Origin of the sequence: Rathayibacter sp. AY1C5, from assembly GCF_002931705.1 — a bacterium.
Taxonomy (GTDB): domain Bacteria; phylum Actinomycetota; class Actinomycetes; order Actinomycetales; family Microbacteriaceae; genus Rathayibacter.
On sequence record NZ_PSWD01000015.1, the window covers coordinates 35969 to 53480 of the forward strand.

Below are 17512 nucleotides of genomic sequence, written 5' to 3' on the forward strand. Positions count from 1 at the left end.
CGCACCCCCGCCGTCAGTCGATCGAGCAGCCCGGCTCGTCCGACAGCGCCCGCTCGATCCGGGCGCGGTGCTCGTCCGACATCGGCGGCAGCGCGTCGGGCGCGAACCAGCCGACCTCGGTCGACTCGTCGTCCGCGACGTGGGCCTCCCCCGAGATCCAGTGGCAGCGCACCACGTGGTCGAGGTACTGCGAGCGGTCCCCGTTGGGGTACTGCATCGGCGGGAGGGTGTGCACCTGCACGAGGCGCTCGACCTCGATCTCGACGCCCGCCTCCTCCTGCGCCTCGCGGCGGGCGGTGCCGGCGACGGTCTCGCCCGGGTCGATGATCCCGGTGACGGCCGTCCAGGCTCCGGTGTCGGCGCGCCGGACGAGCAGGACCTCGAGCGCCGGCTCCTCGCGGAGGATCACCGCGGTCGCGCCGGTGAGCCAGAGCAGCTCGGTCCCGATCCGCTCGCGCAGCCGCAGCACGAAGTCGGGAGTCGCCATCAGTGCTCTTCGGGTCGGAAGTCGAACGCGACGATGCCGGCCGTGTCGACGAACGGCCCGACGAACTCCTTGAACGCGTCGTGCGCCGGATCCCAGTGCGCGGGGTCCTCGACGGCCGGCCGGCCCAGGTAGTAGTGCAGGTCGCCCTCGGAGGAGAAGGTCAGCAGGAACGCGCGGTCGAAGCCCTCGCCCGCGCCCTCGATGCTCAGCTGCGGCCCCGTCTCGATGGACTCGATGTAGGGCCGTCCGTCGCGGACGCACTCGTCGGCCAGGGCGAGGAAGCGGCGGGTGACCTCGTCCGCCTCGGCGACCAGCGCCGTCGGGCGGAAGCGGATCAGGACGAGGTGCCGGAGCGTGCCCGGGCGGAAGTCGCGGGCGACGAAGCGCTCCGGACCGATCTCGTCGAGGACCGCGGTGGCGCGCTCCGGGCCGCTGCGCCAGCGCGAGCCGACCGTCTCGGCCGCATCCCTGATGTCCGTCATGCCGACGCCTTCCCGGCGCGGGCGGCACGCCGCCGCTCACGATACCCCTCGACCAGGTTGTAGACGACGGGCAGGACCACGAGGGTCAGCACCGTCGAGGACACCAGGCCGCCGATCACGACGATCGCCAGCGGCTGCGAGATGAAGCCGCCGTGGCCCGTGATCCCCAGCGCCATCGGCAGGAGGGCGAAGATCGTCGCGAGGGCGGTCATCAGGATGGGCCGGAGCCGCCGCTCGGTGCCGTGCAGCAACGCCTCCCGCACCGGCATCCCGCGGTCGCGGTACTGGTTCACCAGGTCCACGAGCACGATCGCGTTCGTGACGACGATGCCGATCAGCATCAGCACGCCGATCAGGGACGGCACGCCCAGCGGCACGCCGGTGATCACCTGCAGGAGGATCGCGCCGGTCGCCGCGAACGGCACCGACACGAGCAGGAGCAGCGGCTGCAGGAGCGAGCGGAACGTCGCCACCATCACGACGTAGACGATCAGGATCGCGACCAGCAGCGCGATGCCCAGCTGCGAGAACGCGTCGGCCTGGTCGGCGGTCACTCCGCCGAGGGAGGCGTCGACACCGGCGGGAAGCGCCGTCGCGTCGATCGCGTTCTGCACGGCGACGTTGGCCGAGGCGAGGTCGTCGCCCTCGGGGGTGACGGTGATGGTCGCGGTGCGCTGCCCGCGCTCGGTGGTGATGCTCGCCGGACCGTCCGTCTGCTCGACCGCCGCGAGGGTGGAGAGCGCGACGGCGCCGGTGAGGGTCGGCACCTCCAGGTTCCGCAGCTCGTCCACGGTGGCCGGCGGCTGCCCGTCGGCCAGGTAGATCGAGAGGGTGCGGTCGTCGATCACGACGCTGCCGACCTGGCTGGGCTGGAGCGCCTGGCTGACGATCGTGCCCACGGCGACCTCGCTGAGACCCGCCCGAGCCGCGGCGTCGCGGTCGACCCGCACCGCGATGTAGGGCAGCGAGGAGGAGAGGTTGCTCTCGGCCTGGCTGATCCCGTCGGTCCCGCGCAGGGCCTCGAGGAGCTGGTCGCTCGCGCTCTGGAGGTCGCTCTGCGAGGCGGTCGAGAGGTCGACCTCGATGTCCGAGGAGGCGCCGAAGCCGGAGGAGGCGGCGACGCTGATGTCCTCGGCCGAGGCGACGCCCGACAGCGCGTCGCGGACGTCCGCCTGCACGGCCTCCTGGTCGGCCGACTCGTCGGTGGTGACGGAGTAGCGGATCGAGGTGCCGCCGCCGCCTCCCCCGCCGAACGCGCTCTGCAGGCCGCCGGAGGAGCCGACGGTGAGCTGGACGGTCTCGACGCCGTCGACGCCGAGGATCGCCGTGCTCGCCTGCTGCGCCGTCGCGTCCTGCGCGTCGAGGCTCTGGCCGACGGGGACCGTCTGGGTGACGGTGAAGGTGTCCTGCCCGCTGGATCCGAGGAAGTTCGTCTTCATCAGCGGGTACAGCGCACCGGTCCCGACGAGCACGAGCAGCGCGAGGAGGACGGTGACGACCGAGTGCTTCAGCGTCCAGTGGATGATCGGGCCGTACACCGACTGCAGCCCGCGCGCCCGCCGGGGAGCGGCGTGGGCGCCGTGGTGCGGGGCCTCCTCGACCGGCGCGGCGGTCTCGGCCGGGACCCCCGAGGCGGGTGCCCCTCCGGCCGCCGCGCGCTCCTCCGCGAGCGCCGCCTGCGCGGCCTGGCGCACCGCCGGCCGCTTCGAGGGGCGGAGGAACCAGTAGGCCAGCACCGGCACGATCGTCAGCGCCACCACGAGGGAGGCGAGCAGGGCGATCGACACGGTCAGCGCGAAGGGCCGGAACAGCTCGCCCGTGGTGCCGCCGACGAACGAGATCGGCAGGAACACCGCGACCGTGGTGATCGTGGAGGCGGTGATCGCGCCGGCGACCTCGCGGACGGCGACCGCGATGGTCCGGGCCCGGTCCTCGCCCGCGTCGAGGTGCCGCTTGATGTTCTCGATCACGACGATGGAGTCGTCGACCACACGCCCGATCGCGATGGTGAGCGCGCCGAGGGTCAGGATGTTGAGGGTGTAGCCGGCCGTCTGCAGGCCGATGAAGGTGATCAGCACCGAGGTCGGGATCGAGATGGCCGTGACCAGGGTCGAGCGCACCGACAGCAGGAACAGCAGGATCACCAGCACGGCGAAGACGAGGCCGAGCGCCCCCTCCTGCGCGAGCGACGCGATCGACTCCTGGATGTAGGGCGCCTGGTCGAAGACCGGGGTGAAGGCGGCGTTGTCGCCGATCGACTCCTCGAGGTCCGGGAGCAGCGCGGCCACGCCGGTCGACACGTCGACGGTGTTCGCCGCGGGGAGCTTGGTGATCGAGAGGGTCAGGGCGGGCTGGCCGTTGACGCGCGAGATCGAGGTGACGGGGGCGTCGGTGACGGCGACGGTCGCGACGGAGCCGAGGGTGGTGACCGTCGGCTCCGCGGTCACGGCCGCGCCTCCCGCCGCCGCTCCGACGTCGGAGCCGCCGGCGGAAGCCCCGGCACCCGCGGAGGCACCCGCGCCCGCTGACGCACCGGCGCCGCCCGCACCCGCGGAGGCACCTGCGGACGGCAGCAGCGGCAGCGCCGCGATCGCGTCGGTCGAGTCGAGCTTGACGCCCGACTGCACCGAGAAGGTCGACCCGTCCTGGGTGATCTGTCCGCCCGCGACGAGCACGCCGTTCTGCTGCAGGGCCGAGCGGATGTCGCCGGTCGAGAGGCCGGCCGCGGCGAGCGCCGCGTCGTCCGGAGTGATCGTGACGCGCTGGGCGGTCTCGCCGACGAGCGCCGCCTCGCGCACGCCCTCGACCTTCTCCAGGTCCGGGATGACCGTGGTGCGCAGGCGCTCGGCCAGCGCGTCCGCGTCGCCGTCGCTCGACACGGCGAGCTGCAGCACCGGCAGGTCGTCGAGGGAGCCGGTGACCACCTGCGGGTCGACGCCGTCCGGGAGCGTGCTCTTGATCCGGTTGATCGCCTGCAGGATCTTCTGCTCGGCGGTGGCGAGGTCGGTACCGTAGGTGAAGGACGCCGAGATGAGGGAGGAGTCCGTGGAGGACGTCGCGCTGGTCGTCTCGAGCCCCGGCACCCCCTGGATGGCGGTCTCGATCGGCGTCGAGACGTCGTCGTTGACCACCTCCGGAGCGGCGCCCGGGTAGGACGTGACGACGGCGAGCTGGGGGAAGGAGATCGACGGCGCGAGCTCCTGCTTGAGCCCGGTCAGGGCGACTCCGCCGAAGACGGCGATGACGACGGTGACGAGCGCGATGAGCGCCCGGTTCTTCATGCTGAGGACCGCGAGGAGATGCACCCTCCGAGTCTTCCATCAGCCGACTGAGTGTTGGGAGGGACGCGGCGTTCCGGGGCGCGCGACGGGGCGACCCGCGCCACCGGCCGGCCCGGACGCCCTCAGCCCAGGCGGACCTCCGCCGTCGACGACCCGACAGTGAGGCTCACTGCAGCGCCCGCCCCCGCGCTCGAGAGCGCGAAGTCCCCGGCGAAGGCCCGGACTCCGACGCGCCCCTCGGCGTCCGTCCGGAGCACCGTCGGCTCGAGCCACCAGTCCCCGCGGATCCGCGAGCGCAGCGCCTCAAAGGCCGGCTTCGGGCTCCCGTCGCGGCGGAGGAACCCGCCCGGCGCTCCGAGCCAGGCTCCGGCGTCGTCGAAGCCCCAGTAGGTGATCGCCTCGACCGCCGGATGCGCGACCAGCGTCTCGTAGTGCCGCACCATCTCGTCCGCCTGCCGTGCCTCCCCCTCCGGAGTGGTCGGCCAGTCCTCGACCACGTGGTCGTTGAGGTCCTCGATCTCGGCGGGCATCAGCTCGCCCGAGACGAGGGTGGTCTCGGTCCAGTGCAGCGGCAGACCGAAGCGCGCGAACCTGTCGCAGATCGCCGTGATCTGCTCCTCCCCACGGAACCCCTGGTGCATGTGCGACTGCAGGCCGATCGCATCGGGCCGGATCCCGGCCTCGAGCACGTCCTCGATCAGCCGCTCGTACTCGGGCCCGAGGTCGAAGTCGTTCAGCACGAGCACCGGTCCGGTGCCGAGGCTGCGCGCCTCCGAGAAGGCCAGCTCGACCATGACGACGCGTCCCTTCTCGCGGGCGAGGCGGGTGACGGCGTTCGTCACGCCGTCCGGCTCGTTCGCGAAGCGCGGCATGATGACGACCTCGTTGATCGCGTCCCAGGTGTCGATCAGCCCGGCGAAGGCGCCCACCTCCCGGCGGATGCGCGCGCGGAGGAGCTGCTCGGCCTCGTCCAGCGGCAGCGCGTCGAGCCACTCCGGCTTCACGTAGTGCCAGACCAGCGGGTGCCCCTTCAGGCGGACGCCGTCCGCGGCGAGCGCGCGCGCCTCGGCGAGCACCTCCTCCGTCGCGGTGCGGCCGCGCTCCGGCTCGAAGCGGCCCCAGTAGACGGGGAGCGTCGCCGTATCGAACAGGTCGAGCCAGAGCCGGCGCTCCTCGGCGCGCGCGGGGTCGGTGCTCGGAGGGGTGCAGCCGAAGGCGAAGGCGTGGCGGCGCTGCTCGACCGTCACGTCGGCGTGGGCGAGCGGAGCGCCGTCGGCACCGAGGACGGTGACGAGGGCGTCGGCGAGACGGGGGCTGAAGTCGGTCATGCGGGGCCTCTCAGGCGGGGTGGCGCTCGTCGAGCGCCGTGTACTCGGATCGGGTGAGCGGGAGGACCGCTCCGTGCTTGGTGTCCTCGGGCAGGTCGAACTCCTCCGCGAGCTCCCAGCGGCCCGAGGCCGGGTCGGTGCTCGTGTAGGCGCGGTAGCCGTAGGGGCGGAGGGCGTACTGGTCGACCCAGAGCGACCAGCGCTCCTCGCGGTGGTGCCGGAAGACCAGCGGCCCCTCGATGCTCGGGCCGAGCTCCTGCCCGATCCCCCGGGCGACGGTGGTGAAGTCGTCCGCGAAGAGGGAGGAGCCGACCTGCTGGAACACCTGCATCGTGTCGGGGGCCTCGTCGTGCTGCTTGGCGAAGCGGTGGACGGCCGTGCCCTCGATCAGCAGCGTCATGTCGATCACTCCGCCGGGCAGCCGCAGGTAGGTCTCGGGCTCGGCGAACGTACGGAAGTCGCGCGTGCGGGACAGCAGGATGCGGCTGTCGCCCGTCTCGCCGGTGGCGGGGTCGCCGTCCTCGGCCAGGCCGGAGGACCAGTGCACGAGGAAGTCGCCCGAGACCGGGTCGTAGACCGACTCCGGCGCCCAGGCCATGCCCGCGCCCTCGGGAGCGACGGCGACCGCGCGCGGCTCGGACCACTCGAGGAGGTCCGGGGAGTCCCAGACCACGAGGTCGCGGCTCCCCCGGTGCCGGTAGAGGTCCCAGTCCGGGCCCTCGGGCCGCCAGACGCGGAGGTCGGTGGCGACGAGGTGGAAGCCCCGCGGCCCGCGGACGATGTGGGGGTCGCGGACGCCGCCCGTGCCGCCGGTCCACTCCAGCACCGGCCCGAGCGCTCGCCAGCGCAGCGGATCGTCGCCCCGGCTGAGCGAGAGGAAGATCTTCTCGCTGTGGCCGGTCCGGTCCTCCACGAAGTGGACCAGCAGGTAGCCGTACCCGTCGCTCATGAGAGAACGATCTCACACGCCCGGCGGGCACTCCACCTCAGACCACGTCGGCGAGGTACCCCGGGTCGGCCGCCGGGTGCCGGGCGACCTGCGCCCAGGCCGTCGCGAGCGCCTCCACGGCCCGGTCGGTCGCCTCGGGCGAGTAGCCGATCGGGATGCGGAGGAAGCGCTCGAAGGCGCCGTCGATCCCGAAGCGCGGGCCCGCGGTGATCAGCAGGCCCGCCGTCCGGGCAGCGAGCGCGAGCTGCGAGCTCGCCGGCCGGCCCAGGCCCACCCAGGTGGAGAGGCCGCCCGAGACCCGCGGCACGCTCCACTCCGGGATCGCGCGCGCCAGGGCCGCCTCGAGGTGGTCGCGGCCGGCGCGCAGCTGCGAGCGCCGCAGCTCCAGCACGCCGTCCATACGGCCGAGCATGTCCGCGACCAGGAGCTGCTCCAGGATCGGCGTGCCGAGGTCGCTCGCCGAGCGCGCCAGCGCCAGCTTGCGGATCACCGCCCGCTCGGCGCGGATCCAGCCGATCCGGATGCCGCCCCACAGTGTCTTGCCGACGGAGCCGATCGAGAGCACCGTCCCCTCGGGCCCATAGGCGGCGAACGGCAGCGGCGTCATCCGCCGGTCGATATCGAGCTCGGCCGTCGTCTCGTCGGCGATGATCAGCGTGCCCTGCCGGGCCGCGGCGGCGATCGCCCGCTCCCGCAGCTCGGGGGCCATGGAGCGGCCCGTCGGGTTGTGGAAGTCGGGCATCAGGTAGGCCAGGCTCGGGCTCGTGCCGCGCAGCGCGGCGATCAGGCCCTCTCCGTCCCAGCCGTCCGCCCCGTCGACGTTCACCGGCACGAGCCGCGCGCCGGCCAGCCGGAGGGCCTCGTAGGCGTGCGGGTAGGTCGGGGCCTCGATCAGCGCCCGGTCACCCCGCGCGAGCAGCGTGCGGGCGACGAGCGCGATCGCGTGCTGCGCGCCGATGGTCACCATGATCTGGCCGGGCTCGGTGCGCAGACCCCGCGCGGTGTAGCGCTCGGCGATCGCGCGGCGCAGCACCGGCAGACCGACCGTGTCGTAGGAGCCGGAGTCGAAGTGCTCGGGGGCCGCCTGCGCCGCGCGGGTGTAGGCCTCGGCCAGCTCGGGGACGGCGGGCAGGGCCGCCTTGGTGAAGTCGAGGAAGTCCGGCGCGAGCGAGGGCACCGCGTGCACGGCCGCTCCCGGCAGGCGGGTGACGCTGCCGGAGCCGCGCACGCTGACGAGGTAGCCGCTGTCGCGCAGCTCGCGGTACGCGGCGGCCACGGTCGTGCGGCTGACGCCGAGGCGGGCCGAGAGCTCGCGCTCGGCGGGCAGGCGGCTGCCCGCGGGGATGCGGCCGTCGATCCCGAGGAGGCGGATCCGATCGGCCAGCGCGAGGTAGGCGGGCCGGGTGCCGCGCTGCTCGCGCCAGTCGCCGAGGAGGGTCTGCAGGGCGCGCGCGCCGAAGTGGACATCAGCCATGCGTCCAAGGTAGCCGGATTGGACCGCGCGAAGAAGGCCAATGTCGCGCTGTGATGAGTCCATGACCCTCACCGCTCCCGTTGCCGCCGCCGCTCCCCCAGCGGGCCAGTGGCGCCTCCGACCCGTGCCGCGCCTGCTGGTGGGCCTGATCCTCTACGGATTCGCCGACGCGATGATGATCCGCGCGGCGATCGGCGTGGACCCGTGGACCGTCTTCGCCCAGGGGGTCGCGCACCAGACCGGGCTCGGGATCGGACTGCTCACGAACGTGATCGGCCTGCTCGTCCTGCTGCTGTGGATCCCCCTCCGACAGCGGCCCGGTCTCGGCACCGTGCTGAACGTGCTCGTGGTCGGCACGATGATCGATGTCGGGCTGCGCGTGCTGGCGACGCCGGAGGAGTGGTGGGCCCGCGGCCTGCTCTTCGCCGGAGGCCTCGTGCTTCTGGCGGTCGCGAGCGGGATCTACATCGGCGCCCACCTCGGTCCGGGGCCCCGCGACGGACTGATGCTGGGCCTGCACACCCGCACGGGCCTGCCGATCTGGGTGGCGCGCTCGGGCGTCGAGCTCACGGTGCTGGTCATCGGCTGGGCCCTCGGCGGCGACGCCGGCCTCGGCACCCTCCTCTTCGCGGTGCTGATCGGGCCGCTCTGCTCGGTGACCCTGCCTCTGCTCGGGGTGCGGAGGCACTGACCCGCGGACGACGGAGGCCCCGCCTCCCGGACCGGTTCCGGGAGGCGGGGCCGTCGCGATCGGATCGGCTAGCGCTTGGCCGCGATCTCCGCACGCATCCGCGACGCCTCGTCGGAGTCCTGGATCGAGGCGATCCCCTCGGTGATCGAGGTGCCCGACGCGGGGGCCTCGTGCTCGTCCGCTCCGAGCGTGGTCTCGTCGAAGGGCGAGCGCCCGCCGAGGACCTCGCGGACCTGCACCATGTCGATCTGCTTGGTCCAGGTGCCCACGAGCAGGGTGGCGACCGCGTTGCCGGTGAAGTTGGTGACCGCGCGGGCCTCGGACATGAAGCGGTCGATGCCGACGATCACGCCGACGCCGTTGACCAGGTCGGGACGGAAGGACTGGAGGCCGCCGGCCAGCGTGGCCAGGCCCGCTCCGGTGACGCCCGCGGCGCCCTTCGAGGCGATCATCATGAAGAGGAGGAGGCCGATCTGCTCCGGGATCGACATCGGCGCTCCGGTGGCCGAGGCGATGAACAGCGACGCCATCGTGAGGTAGATCGCCGTGCCGTCGAGGTTGAAGGAGTAGCCGGTGGGCACGGTGATGCCGACGACGGGCTTGGAGACGCCGAGGTGCTCCATCTTCGCGATCAGGCGGGGCAGCGCCGCCTCCGAGGAGGAGGTGCCGACGATGAGCAGGTACTCGCGGGCCAGGTACTTCATCAGCGAGAAGATGCTCACGCCGGTCACCAGGCGCAGCAGCAGGCCGAGGACGACGACCACGAAGATCGCGCAGGTGATGTAGAAGCCGATCATCAGGGTGGCGAGAGCGACGACCGCTCCCCAGCCGGTCTTGCCGACGACCGCGGCGATGGCGCCGAACGCGCCGATCGGGGCGACCCAGAGCACCATCGAGAGGATGCGGAAGACCAGGACCTGGAGCTGCTTGATCGCTCCGAGGATCGGCTGGCCCTTGGCGCCCATCTTCTGCAGCGCGAAGCCGACGAGCAGCGCGACGAAGAGGGTCTGCAGGATGCTGCCGTCCACGAGCGAGGAGAACAGCGAGACGGGGATGATCCCGAGGACGAAGTCGCTGGTGCTCTCGGCCTTGAGGTCGCTGGTGTCGTAGGTGGCGCTCGAGATGTCGAGGCCCTCGCCCGGGTGCAGGATGTTGCCGACGACGAGGCCGATCGCCAGGGCGAAGGTCGACATCACGATGAAGTAGCCCAGCGCGAGTCCGCCGACCTTGCCGACCGTGGCGGCCTTCGCGATGGAGCCGATGCCGATGACGATGGTGCAGAAGATGATCGGCGCGATCATCATCTTGATCAGTCCGACGAAGGCCTTGCCGACGGGCTCGAGCGTCGCCGCGAAGGCGGGAGCGAGGAGTCCGACCACGACGCCGGCGACCACGGCGATGATGACGGCGATGTAGAGCCAGTGGTTCCGGTCGATGCGCCGCCGGGTCTTCGGAGGGGTGACCGCGGGGATCAGCCGGTCGGACGGCGTCTGAGGCGTCTTCGCCATGGGGGTGTCCTTCTCTTCGTCGAGGTGAGGGGGTAGGACGATGGTGGCCCCGCCTCCGGAGCCCGGCACGGTTGCGTTCATACTGTTCACGGCGGGGCGCCCCGAGCGCTCGCTCACGAGGGAGTGGCATGGTCAGGACGCCGAGCGCACGCGGACCGCGCGGCAGCATCGCCGCGCGCCTGTTCGCCGTGCAGCTGCTGAGCATCCTGCTGATCGCCGCAGCGGCCGTCGCGGTGCTGGCCCTCGACGCGCGGAGCCGGGCGGGCGCCGAGGCCGCCCAACGGAGCCTCGTCGTGGCGCGGACGGTGGCCGACAATCCGTTCGTCCTCGAGTCGACGGCCGGTGCGGATCCCTCCGCGAGCCTGCAGCCGTACGCCGAGGAGGTCATGCGGGACACCGGCGTCGACTTCCTCACGATCATGGCCCCCGACCGCACCCGGTACACCCACCGCGACCGCGACCGGATCGGCCTGCCGTTCCAGGGCACGATCGAGCCCGCGCTGGAGGGGCGGACCTTCACCGAGACGTACACCGGCACGCTCGGGCCCTCCGTCCGCGCCGTCGCGCCGATCGAGGACGCCGACGGCGCGGTCGTCGCGCTCGTGTCGGCGGGCGTCACGCTCTCGGCCGTGGACGCCTCCTTCGCCGCCCGCGTGCAGGTCGTCGCGTGGGGCGCGCTCGGGGCGGTCGCGCTCGGCGCGCTCGGCTCGTGGCTCCTCGCCCGCTACCTGAGGCGGGTCACGGGCGGGCGGGGCCCGGAGCAGATGAGCCAGGTCTTCGCCTACTACGAGTCCGTCCTGCACTCGGTGCGGGAGGGGCTGCTGCTGGTCGACGACCGCGGCCGACTGGTGCTCGCCAACGACCACGCGCTGGAGCTGCTCGGGCTCGAGGGCGTGCGGACGCCGGTGCCGGTCGCCGAGCTCGACCTCCCCGTCGCCCTGCGCGAGCTGCTGCAGGACGACGAGCCCGTCTCGGACCGCCTGGTCGTGGCCCGCGAGCGGATCCTCGTGGTGAACGAGCGGCCCGCCGCCTCCCCCGGCGCCCGCCCCCTGGGCACGGTCGTCACGCTCCGGGACCGCACCGAGCTGCAGCGGGTGAGCGGCGAGCTGGAGTCGCTGCGCACCCTCTCGGACGCGCTGCGCTCGCAGACCCACGAGTTCTCGAACCGCCTGCACACCATCGCGTCGCTGATCGAGCTCGGCCGGCCCGACGAGGCGCTCGCGTTCGCCGCCGGCGAGCTGAACCTCAGCCAGCGCCTGGCCGACCGGGTCCTCGGCTCCGTGCAGGAGCCGGTGATCGCCGCCCTGCTGCTGGGCAAGGCCGCACAGGCCCGCGAGCGCGGCGTCGAGCTGCACTTCGAGACGCACCTCGAGCCCGGCACGCAGGGGCTGGAGCCCGGGGACCTCGTGACGGTGCTGGGCAACCTGATCGACAACGCCCTCGACGCGGCCGCCTCCTCCGCTCCGGACCGCGAGCCGTGGGTGGAGGTCTACCTCGGCCTCGCGGAGGGCGAGCTGGTGGTGCAGGTGTCGGACAGCGGCCCCGGAGTCGCGAGCGCCGCCGACGTCTTCGCGCGCGGCTACTCGACGAAGGAGTCGGACGGCTTCGGCCGCGGCATCGGCCTGGCGCTGGTGCAGCAGGTGGTGGAGCGCCTCGGCGGCTCGATCGAGGTCTCGCGCCACGTCGGCGCGGTGTTCACGGTGCAGCTGCCGCTGCCCGCGCGGGTGGCGTCGTGATCCGGGTGCTCGTCGTCGAGGACGAGCCGCTGACCGCGAGCGCGCACGCCGACTACGTCCGGCGGGTCGACGGCTTCGAGGTGGCCGCGGTCGCCGGCAGCGGGGCGGAGGCGATCCGGGCCCTGCGCGCGGACCCGGGCATCGCGCTGATCCTGCTCGACATGAACCTGCCGGACATGAGCGGCCTCGACCTCTGCCGGGCCGTCCGGGCGGCGGGCCTGGACGTCGACGTCATCGCGATCACCGCCGTCCGCGACGCCGCGAACGTGCGCGCCTCCGTCGCCGCCGGCATCGTGCAGTACCTGATCAAGCCGTTCGTCTTCAGCGCGTTCGCCGCCAAGCTCGCCAGCTACCGGTCGTACCGCGAGCGGATGCACGGCGCCGACGTCGCCAGCCAGCACGAGGTGGACGGGGCCTTCGCGGCGCTCCGCACCTCCAACGCCCCGGGTCTGGCCAAGGGGCTCTCGGCGCAGACCCTCGAGGCCGTCACCGCGCTGCTGGGTCCCGTCGGCCTCTCGGCGGCCGAGCTCGCCACCCGCCTCGACATCTCGCGGGTGACGGCCCGCCGCTACCTCGAGCACCTCGCCGACTCCGGAGTCGCGGACCGCGCGCCCCGCTACGGCTCCCCCGGCCGCCCGGAGCTGGAGTACCGCCGCCGCTGAGCGCACGTCAGGCGGCCCGCAGCGCTGCGGCGATCTCCTCCTCGATCAGGTCGTGGTTGATCGCCGCGCCCACGCGCAGCCCGTCGGCGGACGAGGCGACGACCTGCGCCATCGGCTCGACCAGCGAGCCCGCGGCGAAGACCCCGGCGACGCCGGTCCGGCCCATCGGATCGACGGCGAGGTGCCGCGCGACTCCCGACGGGTGGTCGGCGAGCTCGAGGCCGAGCCCCTCGGGGAGCCGCCCCTCGACCCGCGGGCCGACGACGAGCGCGTCGAGCTCGTGCCGCCGACCGTCGATCACCACGCCGACCAGGCGGTCGTCCTCGACGAGGACCTTCTCGACGCGACCCGGCACGAGAGCGATCCCGCGGGCGGCCAGCGCCGCCGCCTCGTCGCCGGCGGGCGCGGGTGCGCCGTGGAGCAGGATCGACGTCCGGTCGCTGAGCTGACGGAACATCTGCGCCTGGTGCCCGGCGAACGAGCTGCCGAGCACGCCGATCCGCCGGCCGCGTACCTCGAAGCCGTGGCAGTAGGGGCAGTGCAGGACGTCCCGTCCCCAGCGGGCGCCGAGCCCGGGGATCTCCGGCAGCAGGTCGCGGACGCCGGTCGCGAGCAGGAGGCGGCGCGCGCGGAGGACCGTGCCGTCGGCGAGGGTCGCGGTCACGCCCTCGGCACCCGCGGAGGCGCGGACCGCCTCGCCCTCGACCACCCGGGCTCCGTAGCCCTCGGCCTCGGCGCGCGCCAGGCGCACCAGCTCCGTGGGCGGGACGCCGTCGCGGGTCAGCACGTTGTGGGCACCGGGCGAGGGTGCGTTGCGCGGAGGTCCGCCGTCGACGACGAGGACGTCGCGGAGACTGCGGCCGAGGGCGGTGGCGGCGGCGAGGCCTGCGAAGGAGGCGCCGAGGATCAGGACGTCGGCGGGGGCAGGGACGGACGGGCCGGTGGGGGCGTCGGTGGAGGTCATGGGTCGATGCTCCGCCGCCCCGGGGCGGGCCGCGAGGATCCGTGCCGTTCCGGCATGCGGCGCGACCGCCCGTGCCAGGATGGCGTCGTGCCCGAGACCCCGCCCGCCCCCTCCGACGACGAGATCGTCGCCGCCGTCGGACCACGGCTCCGGCGCCTGCGCACCCGCCGCGACCGCACGCTCGCGTCCCTCGCGGCCGAGACCGGCATCTCGGCGAGCACCCTCTCGCGCCTCGAGAGCGGAGGCCGCCGCGCGACGCTGGAGCTGCTCCTCCCGATCGCCCGCGCCCTCGGGGCGCCGCTCGACGAGCTCGTCGGCGCCGCGCCGGAGGATCCCCGCGTGCACGGCCGGCCGGTGCGCCGGAACGGCATGCTCATCCAGCCGCTCAGCCGCGACGCGGGCGCGCTCCAGGCGTTCAAGCACACGCTCCCGGCCGGGCCGGTGACGGAGCCGGCGGAGCAGCGCGCGCACGAGGGCTTCGAGTGGCTCTACGTGCTGAGCGGGCGGCTCCGCCTGCGGCTCGGCGAGCACGATCTGGTGCTGCCGGCCGGCGAGGCCGCCGAGTTCGACACCCGGGTGCCGCACTGGTTCGGCCGCGCCGACGAGCAGCAGGTCGAGTTCCTCAGCCTCTTCGGCCGCCAGGGCGAGCGGATGCACGTGCGCGCGTCCACGCGCCGCTGAGCGCGGTCACGCCTCGCCGAGCACCTCGCGCGCGAAGCCCTCGGTGCGCGCCCGCAGAGTCGCGATCCGCTGCGCTCGCGCCGCCTCGAGGTCGAACCCGATGTAGGCCACCGACGGGCGCCGCCGCACATTCATCGAGCACTCGAAGCGGGAGCAGACGAGCGTGCCGAGCGAGTCCCCCGCCCGCCCGGCCGCTCCGGCCTTCCGCGCCCCGAAGAAGACGACGTCGTTCGGGAGCTGCACGTCGCGGCACCACGAGCACTGCGCCCGCGAGCGCGGCAGGGCGTCGGCCTGGGTGAGCAGGACCCCGACGAGGCGCTCCTCCAGCGGCACGACGACGTAGGCGCGGCGGCCCATCCTCCGGTCGCGCCAGCCGAGATGGTCGATGACCGACCAGTCGAGCGCGTCGAAGTCCTTCGGCAGCGCGAGATCAGCGACCTCCTTGCGGGAGGCGTTGACGAAGGACTCGCGGATCTCGGTCTCGGTCAGTGGCTGCATAGCGCTTCCGAGCCTAGGCCGGGATCAGCCCAGGTGGGCGACGGCCTCCTTCGGAGCCTGAGCGAGGAACTCCTCCTTCTTCACCCGGATCATCGCGACGGCGACGACGGAGGCCACGACCAGCCCGATCGCGGCCGCGACGAAGACCGCGGAGTAGCCGTCGACGAAGGCGACCGGCGACTGCTGCTCACCCGCGACTCCCGCGTAGAGGGTCGTGAAGATCGACAGCCCGATCGAGCCGCCGATCTGCATGGCGGCGTTGGCGGTCGCTCCGGCGGCACCGGCGTCGTGGGCCGCGACTCCGGTGAGCGCGAGGTTCTGCAGCGGCACGAAGACCATCGCCATGCCGACGCCCAGGAGGATCAGCGCGGGCAGCACCTCGAGGAGGTAGCCGCCGTCGGGGGTGATGCGGCTCAGGTAGAGGAGCCCGGCCGCCGCGATCAGCGGGCCGACGATCATCAGCACGCGCGGGCCGGTGCGCGGCAGCAGCTTGGCGGCGACTCCCGCGACGATCATGATCGTCACCGTCATCGGCAGATTGGCCAGGCCCGCCTCGAGCGGCGGCAGGCCCAGGACCAGCTGCAGGTGCAGGGTCAGGTAGAGGGTGGAGCCGATCATCACGCTGCCGACGATCGCCTGGACCAGGAATGCTCCGCCGCGGACGCGGTCGGCGACGATGCGCAGCGGCAGCGACGGGTGGTCGGAGCGGGCCTGGATCCGCACGAAGAGGGCCAGCAGCAGCACGCCGACGAGGAGGAAGCCGAGGGTGTCGACGCGGAGCCAGCCCTGCTCGGCGAGGGTGAAGCCGTAGACGACGCTCGCGAGCCCGAGCGCGACGGTGATCGTCCCGGCGACGTCGAAGCGGTTGCGCCCCTCCGCGCGGCTCTCGGTGACGAGCAGCTGGCCGGCGATCGCGCCGACCACGACGACGGGGACGTTGACGAGGAGGCACCAGCGCCAGTCGGCGAACTCGGTGAGCAGCCCGCCCAGCACGAGGCCGACGGCGGCGCCCGCTCCGGCGACCGCTCCGAAGACGGCGAAGGCCGTGCCCCGCTCGCGGCCGGAGGGGAAGGAGACGGTGAGGAGGGCCAGAGCGGCCGGAGCGAGCAGCGCGGCGAAGGCGCCCTGCAGCCCGCGGGCGGCGATCAGCTCGGTGCCGGAGGTGGCGAGGCCGCCCCAGGCGGAGGCGGCGCCGAAGCCGATCATCCCGATCAGGTAGGTGCGCTTGCGGCCGGTGTAGTCGGCGATGCGGCCGCCCAGGAGCAGGAGCGCGCCGAACGCGAGGGCGTAGGCGGTGACGACCCACTGGCGCTCGACGTCGGTGAGGCCGAGGTCGGCCTGCGCGGCGGGGAGGGCGATCGTGACGATGGTGCCGTCGAGCACGACGACGAGCTGCGTGAGCGCGAGGATCACGAGCACCCACCAGCGGCGGGCGGAGGAGGGAGCGGACGGGGAGGGCATGGCGGCCTTTCACACGGAGCGGAGCGGGACCGGCGGGTCCGGATCCGAGCCGCGTCATCGGGGCCGAACCACCCCAACCAGTTGGTTGGGCGAAGAAGAGTGTATCGTTCGAGCGCCCGGAGGTGAACCATGGAGCCGACATCCGATGCGGCGCTGCCCGCGCGCGAGCGGATCCTCCGCGCGGCCTCCGTCGAGTTCGCCGCCCACGGCTTCGCGGGCGCCCGGGTCGACCGTGTGGCCGCGGCGGCGGGTCTGAACAAGGAGCGGCTCTACGCCTACTACGGCGGCAAGCGCGGCCTGTTCGTCGCGACCGTCGTCGAGGCGCTCGGCGCTCTCGACGAGACGCTCCTCGCCGAGGCGGCGGACCTCCCCGACCTCGCGGGCCGCATGTTCGACCACGTGTGGGAGCACCCGGAGTTCCTGCGCCTGCTCACCTGGGCGCGCCTGGAGGGAGCCGGCGTCTGGGAGGAGGCCGGCGAGCAGCTCGGCGGGGTCCCCGCCCCCGAGGCCCGGGTCCTCGAGTGGCAGCGCGCCGGCGTCGTCGACGCGAGCTGGTCCGCCGACGACCTCTTCATCGCCCTCCTCGGCCTCTGCGAGATCTGGCACCTCACCCCCTTCGCCTCCCGGGGCGGGGAGGAGACGCGCGACCGCCGCCGCGCCTTCGTCGTGCACGTCGCGCAGCTGGTGGGCGCACCGCGCTGAGGCCGACCCCTCCCCCGGCAACGGAAGCGACGTCGGCATCTCCGATCCGGACGCGGTGGACGGGGCGGCTCATCCCTCCGAGCCGGAACCCGACGGATCGGACTGGAGTGGGAGGTCCCACGGATCCGGCTTCGGGACGACCCCTTCATCACCCGGAAGGACCGCGCCCGCCGCGCGCTGAGCCTCGTCCTCGAGGAGGAGTGATTCGAAATCGCCGGGCGCGCACGGCATCTCCGCCCCGATCATGTACATCTCCTCGACAGCGCCGGTGACGAAGCTCGCCCGCAGCACCGGTCCGCCCTGCCCGTAGACCGTCGGGCGCGGAGTCGAATCGGTCACTCTCACCGTCATCCCCAGCGACTCCCAGTAGTCCGCGACCTTCCGCGCATCCCCCTCGACATCGGTGCCCGCCGGAGCCCACCAGTCGTAGCTGTAGCTCGCACCGCTCACCCGGTCGCCGGGGCCGCACACATCGGGCCTGGCCGCGCCGCTCCGCGGCCACCACCCCTCCACATCGAGCCGCCCCGCGGAGTCCCGCACGAACTCCACCACCCGGTCCCGACCCTCCCGAGGACTCATCGTGCTCACCGGTCTCGTCTCCTTCTCCG

Annotated in this window: 16 protein-coding genes; 5 read left to right on the top strand and 11 right to left on the bottom strand. The window is 73.4% G+C overall.

The genetic code is table 11. The annotated features are described in order from the left end of the window. Positions 1–13 precede the first annotated feature (13 nt). The 6 genes from C5C57_RS11545 to C5C57_RS11570 all read right to left on the bottom strand — a co-directional run bounded on the left by C5C57_RS11545 (position 14) and on the right by C5C57_RS11570 (position 8001). Positions 14–487, bottom strand: coding sequence for an NUDIX domain-containing protein (locus C5C57_RS11545; protein ID WP_104297639.1), 474 nt, complete (start codon positions 485–487; stop codon positions 14–16). Beyond that, a complete protein-coding gene (locus C5C57_RS11550) occupies positions 487–969 on the bottom strand; it encodes a Dabb family protein (RefSeq protein ID WP_104249875.1) in 483 nt (160 codons plus the stop codon). The genes C5C57_RS11545 and C5C57_RS11550 overlap by 1 nt, the downstream gene beginning before the upstream one ends. After that, the gene (locus tag C5C57_RS11555; RefSeq protein WP_104297640.1) at positions 966–4274 is read right to left on the bottom strand and encodes an efflux RND transporter permease subunit; all 3309 of its coding nucleotides are present in this window, start codon (positions 4272–4274) and stop codon (positions 966–968) included. The genes C5C57_RS11550 and C5C57_RS11555 overlap by 4 nt, the downstream gene beginning before the upstream one ends. 98 nt (positions 4275–4372) lie before the next feature. Further along, the gene (locus C5C57_RS11560) at positions 4373–5578 is read right to left on the bottom strand and encodes an endo-1,4-beta-xylanase (protein ID WP_104297641.1); all 1206 of its coding nucleotides are present in this window, start codon (positions 5576–5578) and stop codon (positions 4373–4375) included. Between the two features lie 10 nt (positions 5579–5588). Then, on the bottom strand, positions 5589–6527 hold the full coding sequence (locus C5C57_RS11565; RefSeq protein ID WP_104297642.1) for a glycoside hydrolase family 43 protein: 939 nt from the start codon (positions 6525–6527) through the stop codon (positions 5589–5591). A 37-nt stretch (positions 6528–6564) separates the two neighbouring features. Then, positions 6565–8001: a PLP-dependent aminotransferase family protein gene (locus C5C57_RS11570; RefSeq protein ID WP_104257666.1), complete on the bottom strand. Its 1437-nt coding sequence runs from the start codon at positions 7999–8001 to the stop codon at positions 6565–6567. Between the two features lie 61 nt (positions 8002–8062). Between C5C57_RS11570 and C5C57_RS11575 the strand changes: the two genes are divergently transcribed. Then, a complete protein-coding gene (locus C5C57_RS11575; protein WP_258072747.1) occupies positions 8063–8692 on the top strand; it encodes a YitT family protein in 630 nt (209 codons plus the stop codon). 68 nt (positions 8693–8760) lie between these two features. On the opposite strand, the gene C5C57_RS11580 is transcribed toward C5C57_RS11575, so the two are convergent. Next, entirely contained in the window at positions 8761–10200 is a 1440-nt protein-coding gene (locus C5C57_RS11580) for a cation:dicarboxylate symporter family transporter (RefSeq protein ID WP_104297643.1), read from the bottom strand. Positions 10201–10328: 128 nt separating this feature from the next. Here C5C57_RS11580 and C5C57_RS11585 point away from each other — a divergent pair, with 128 nt between their 5' ends. Both C5C57_RS11585 and C5C57_RS11590 read left to right on the top strand, forming a co-directional pair. Beyond that, positions 10329–11936, top strand: a complete 1608-nt coding sequence (locus tag C5C57_RS11585; RefSeq protein ID WP_104297644.1) for a sensor histidine kinase — start codon at positions 10329–10331, stop codon at positions 11934–11936. Next, positions 11933–12598 (top strand): response regulator, encoded by a 666-nt coding sequence (locus C5C57_RS11590; protein ID WP_104297645.1) that lies wholly within the window; start codon positions 11933–11935, stop codon positions 12596–12598. Before C5C57_RS11585 ends, C5C57_RS11590 begins: the two co-directional genes overlap by 4 nt. 7 nt (positions 12599–12605) lie before the next feature. On the opposite strand, the gene C5C57_RS11595 is transcribed toward C5C57_RS11590, so the two are convergent. Next, on the bottom strand, positions 12606–13562 hold the full coding sequence (locus tag C5C57_RS11595) for an NAD(P)/FAD-dependent oxidoreductase (RefSeq protein ID WP_104297646.1): 957 nt from the start codon (positions 13560–13562) through the stop codon (positions 12606–12608). 87 nt (positions 13563–13649) lie between these two features. On the opposite strand from C5C57_RS11595, the gene C5C57_RS11600 reads away from it, so the two are divergent. Beyond that, entirely contained in the window at positions 13650–14243 is a 594-nt protein-coding gene (locus tag C5C57_RS11600; protein WP_104283164.1) for a helix-turn-helix domain-containing protein, read from the top strand. A 6-nt stretch (positions 14244–14249) separates the two neighbouring features. Here C5C57_RS11600 and C5C57_RS11605 read toward each other — a convergent pair whose 3' ends face one another. Both C5C57_RS11605 and C5C57_RS11610 read right to left on the bottom strand, forming a co-directional pair. After that, the gene (locus tag C5C57_RS11605) at positions 14250–14741 is read right to left on the bottom strand and encodes an FBP domain-containing protein (RefSeq protein ID WP_104246902.1); all 492 of its coding nucleotides are present in this window, start codon (positions 14739–14741) and stop codon (positions 14250–14252) included. A 24-nt stretch (positions 14742–14765) separates the two neighbouring features. After that, the gene (locus C5C57_RS11610; protein ID WP_104246903.1) at positions 14766–16202 is read right to left on the bottom strand and encodes an MFS transporter; all 1437 of its coding nucleotides are present in this window, start codon (positions 16200–16202) and stop codon (positions 14766–14768) included. A 129-nt stretch (positions 16203–16331) separates the two neighbouring features. On the opposite strand from C5C57_RS11610, the gene C5C57_RS11615 reads away from it, so the two are divergent. After that, positions 16332–16904: a TetR family transcriptional regulator gene (locus C5C57_RS11615; protein WP_104297647.1), complete on the top strand. Its 573-nt coding sequence runs from the start codon at positions 16332–16334 to the stop codon at positions 16902–16904. 69 nt (positions 16905–16973) lie between these two features. On the opposite strand, the gene C5C57_RS17780 is transcribed toward C5C57_RS11615, so the two are convergent. Beyond that, positions 16974–17354, bottom strand: a complete 381-nt coding sequence (locus tag C5C57_RS17780; protein WP_146082419.1) for a hypothetical protein — start codon at positions 17352–17354, stop codon at positions 16974–16976. Between the last annotated feature and the right edge of the window lie 158 nt (positions 17355–17512).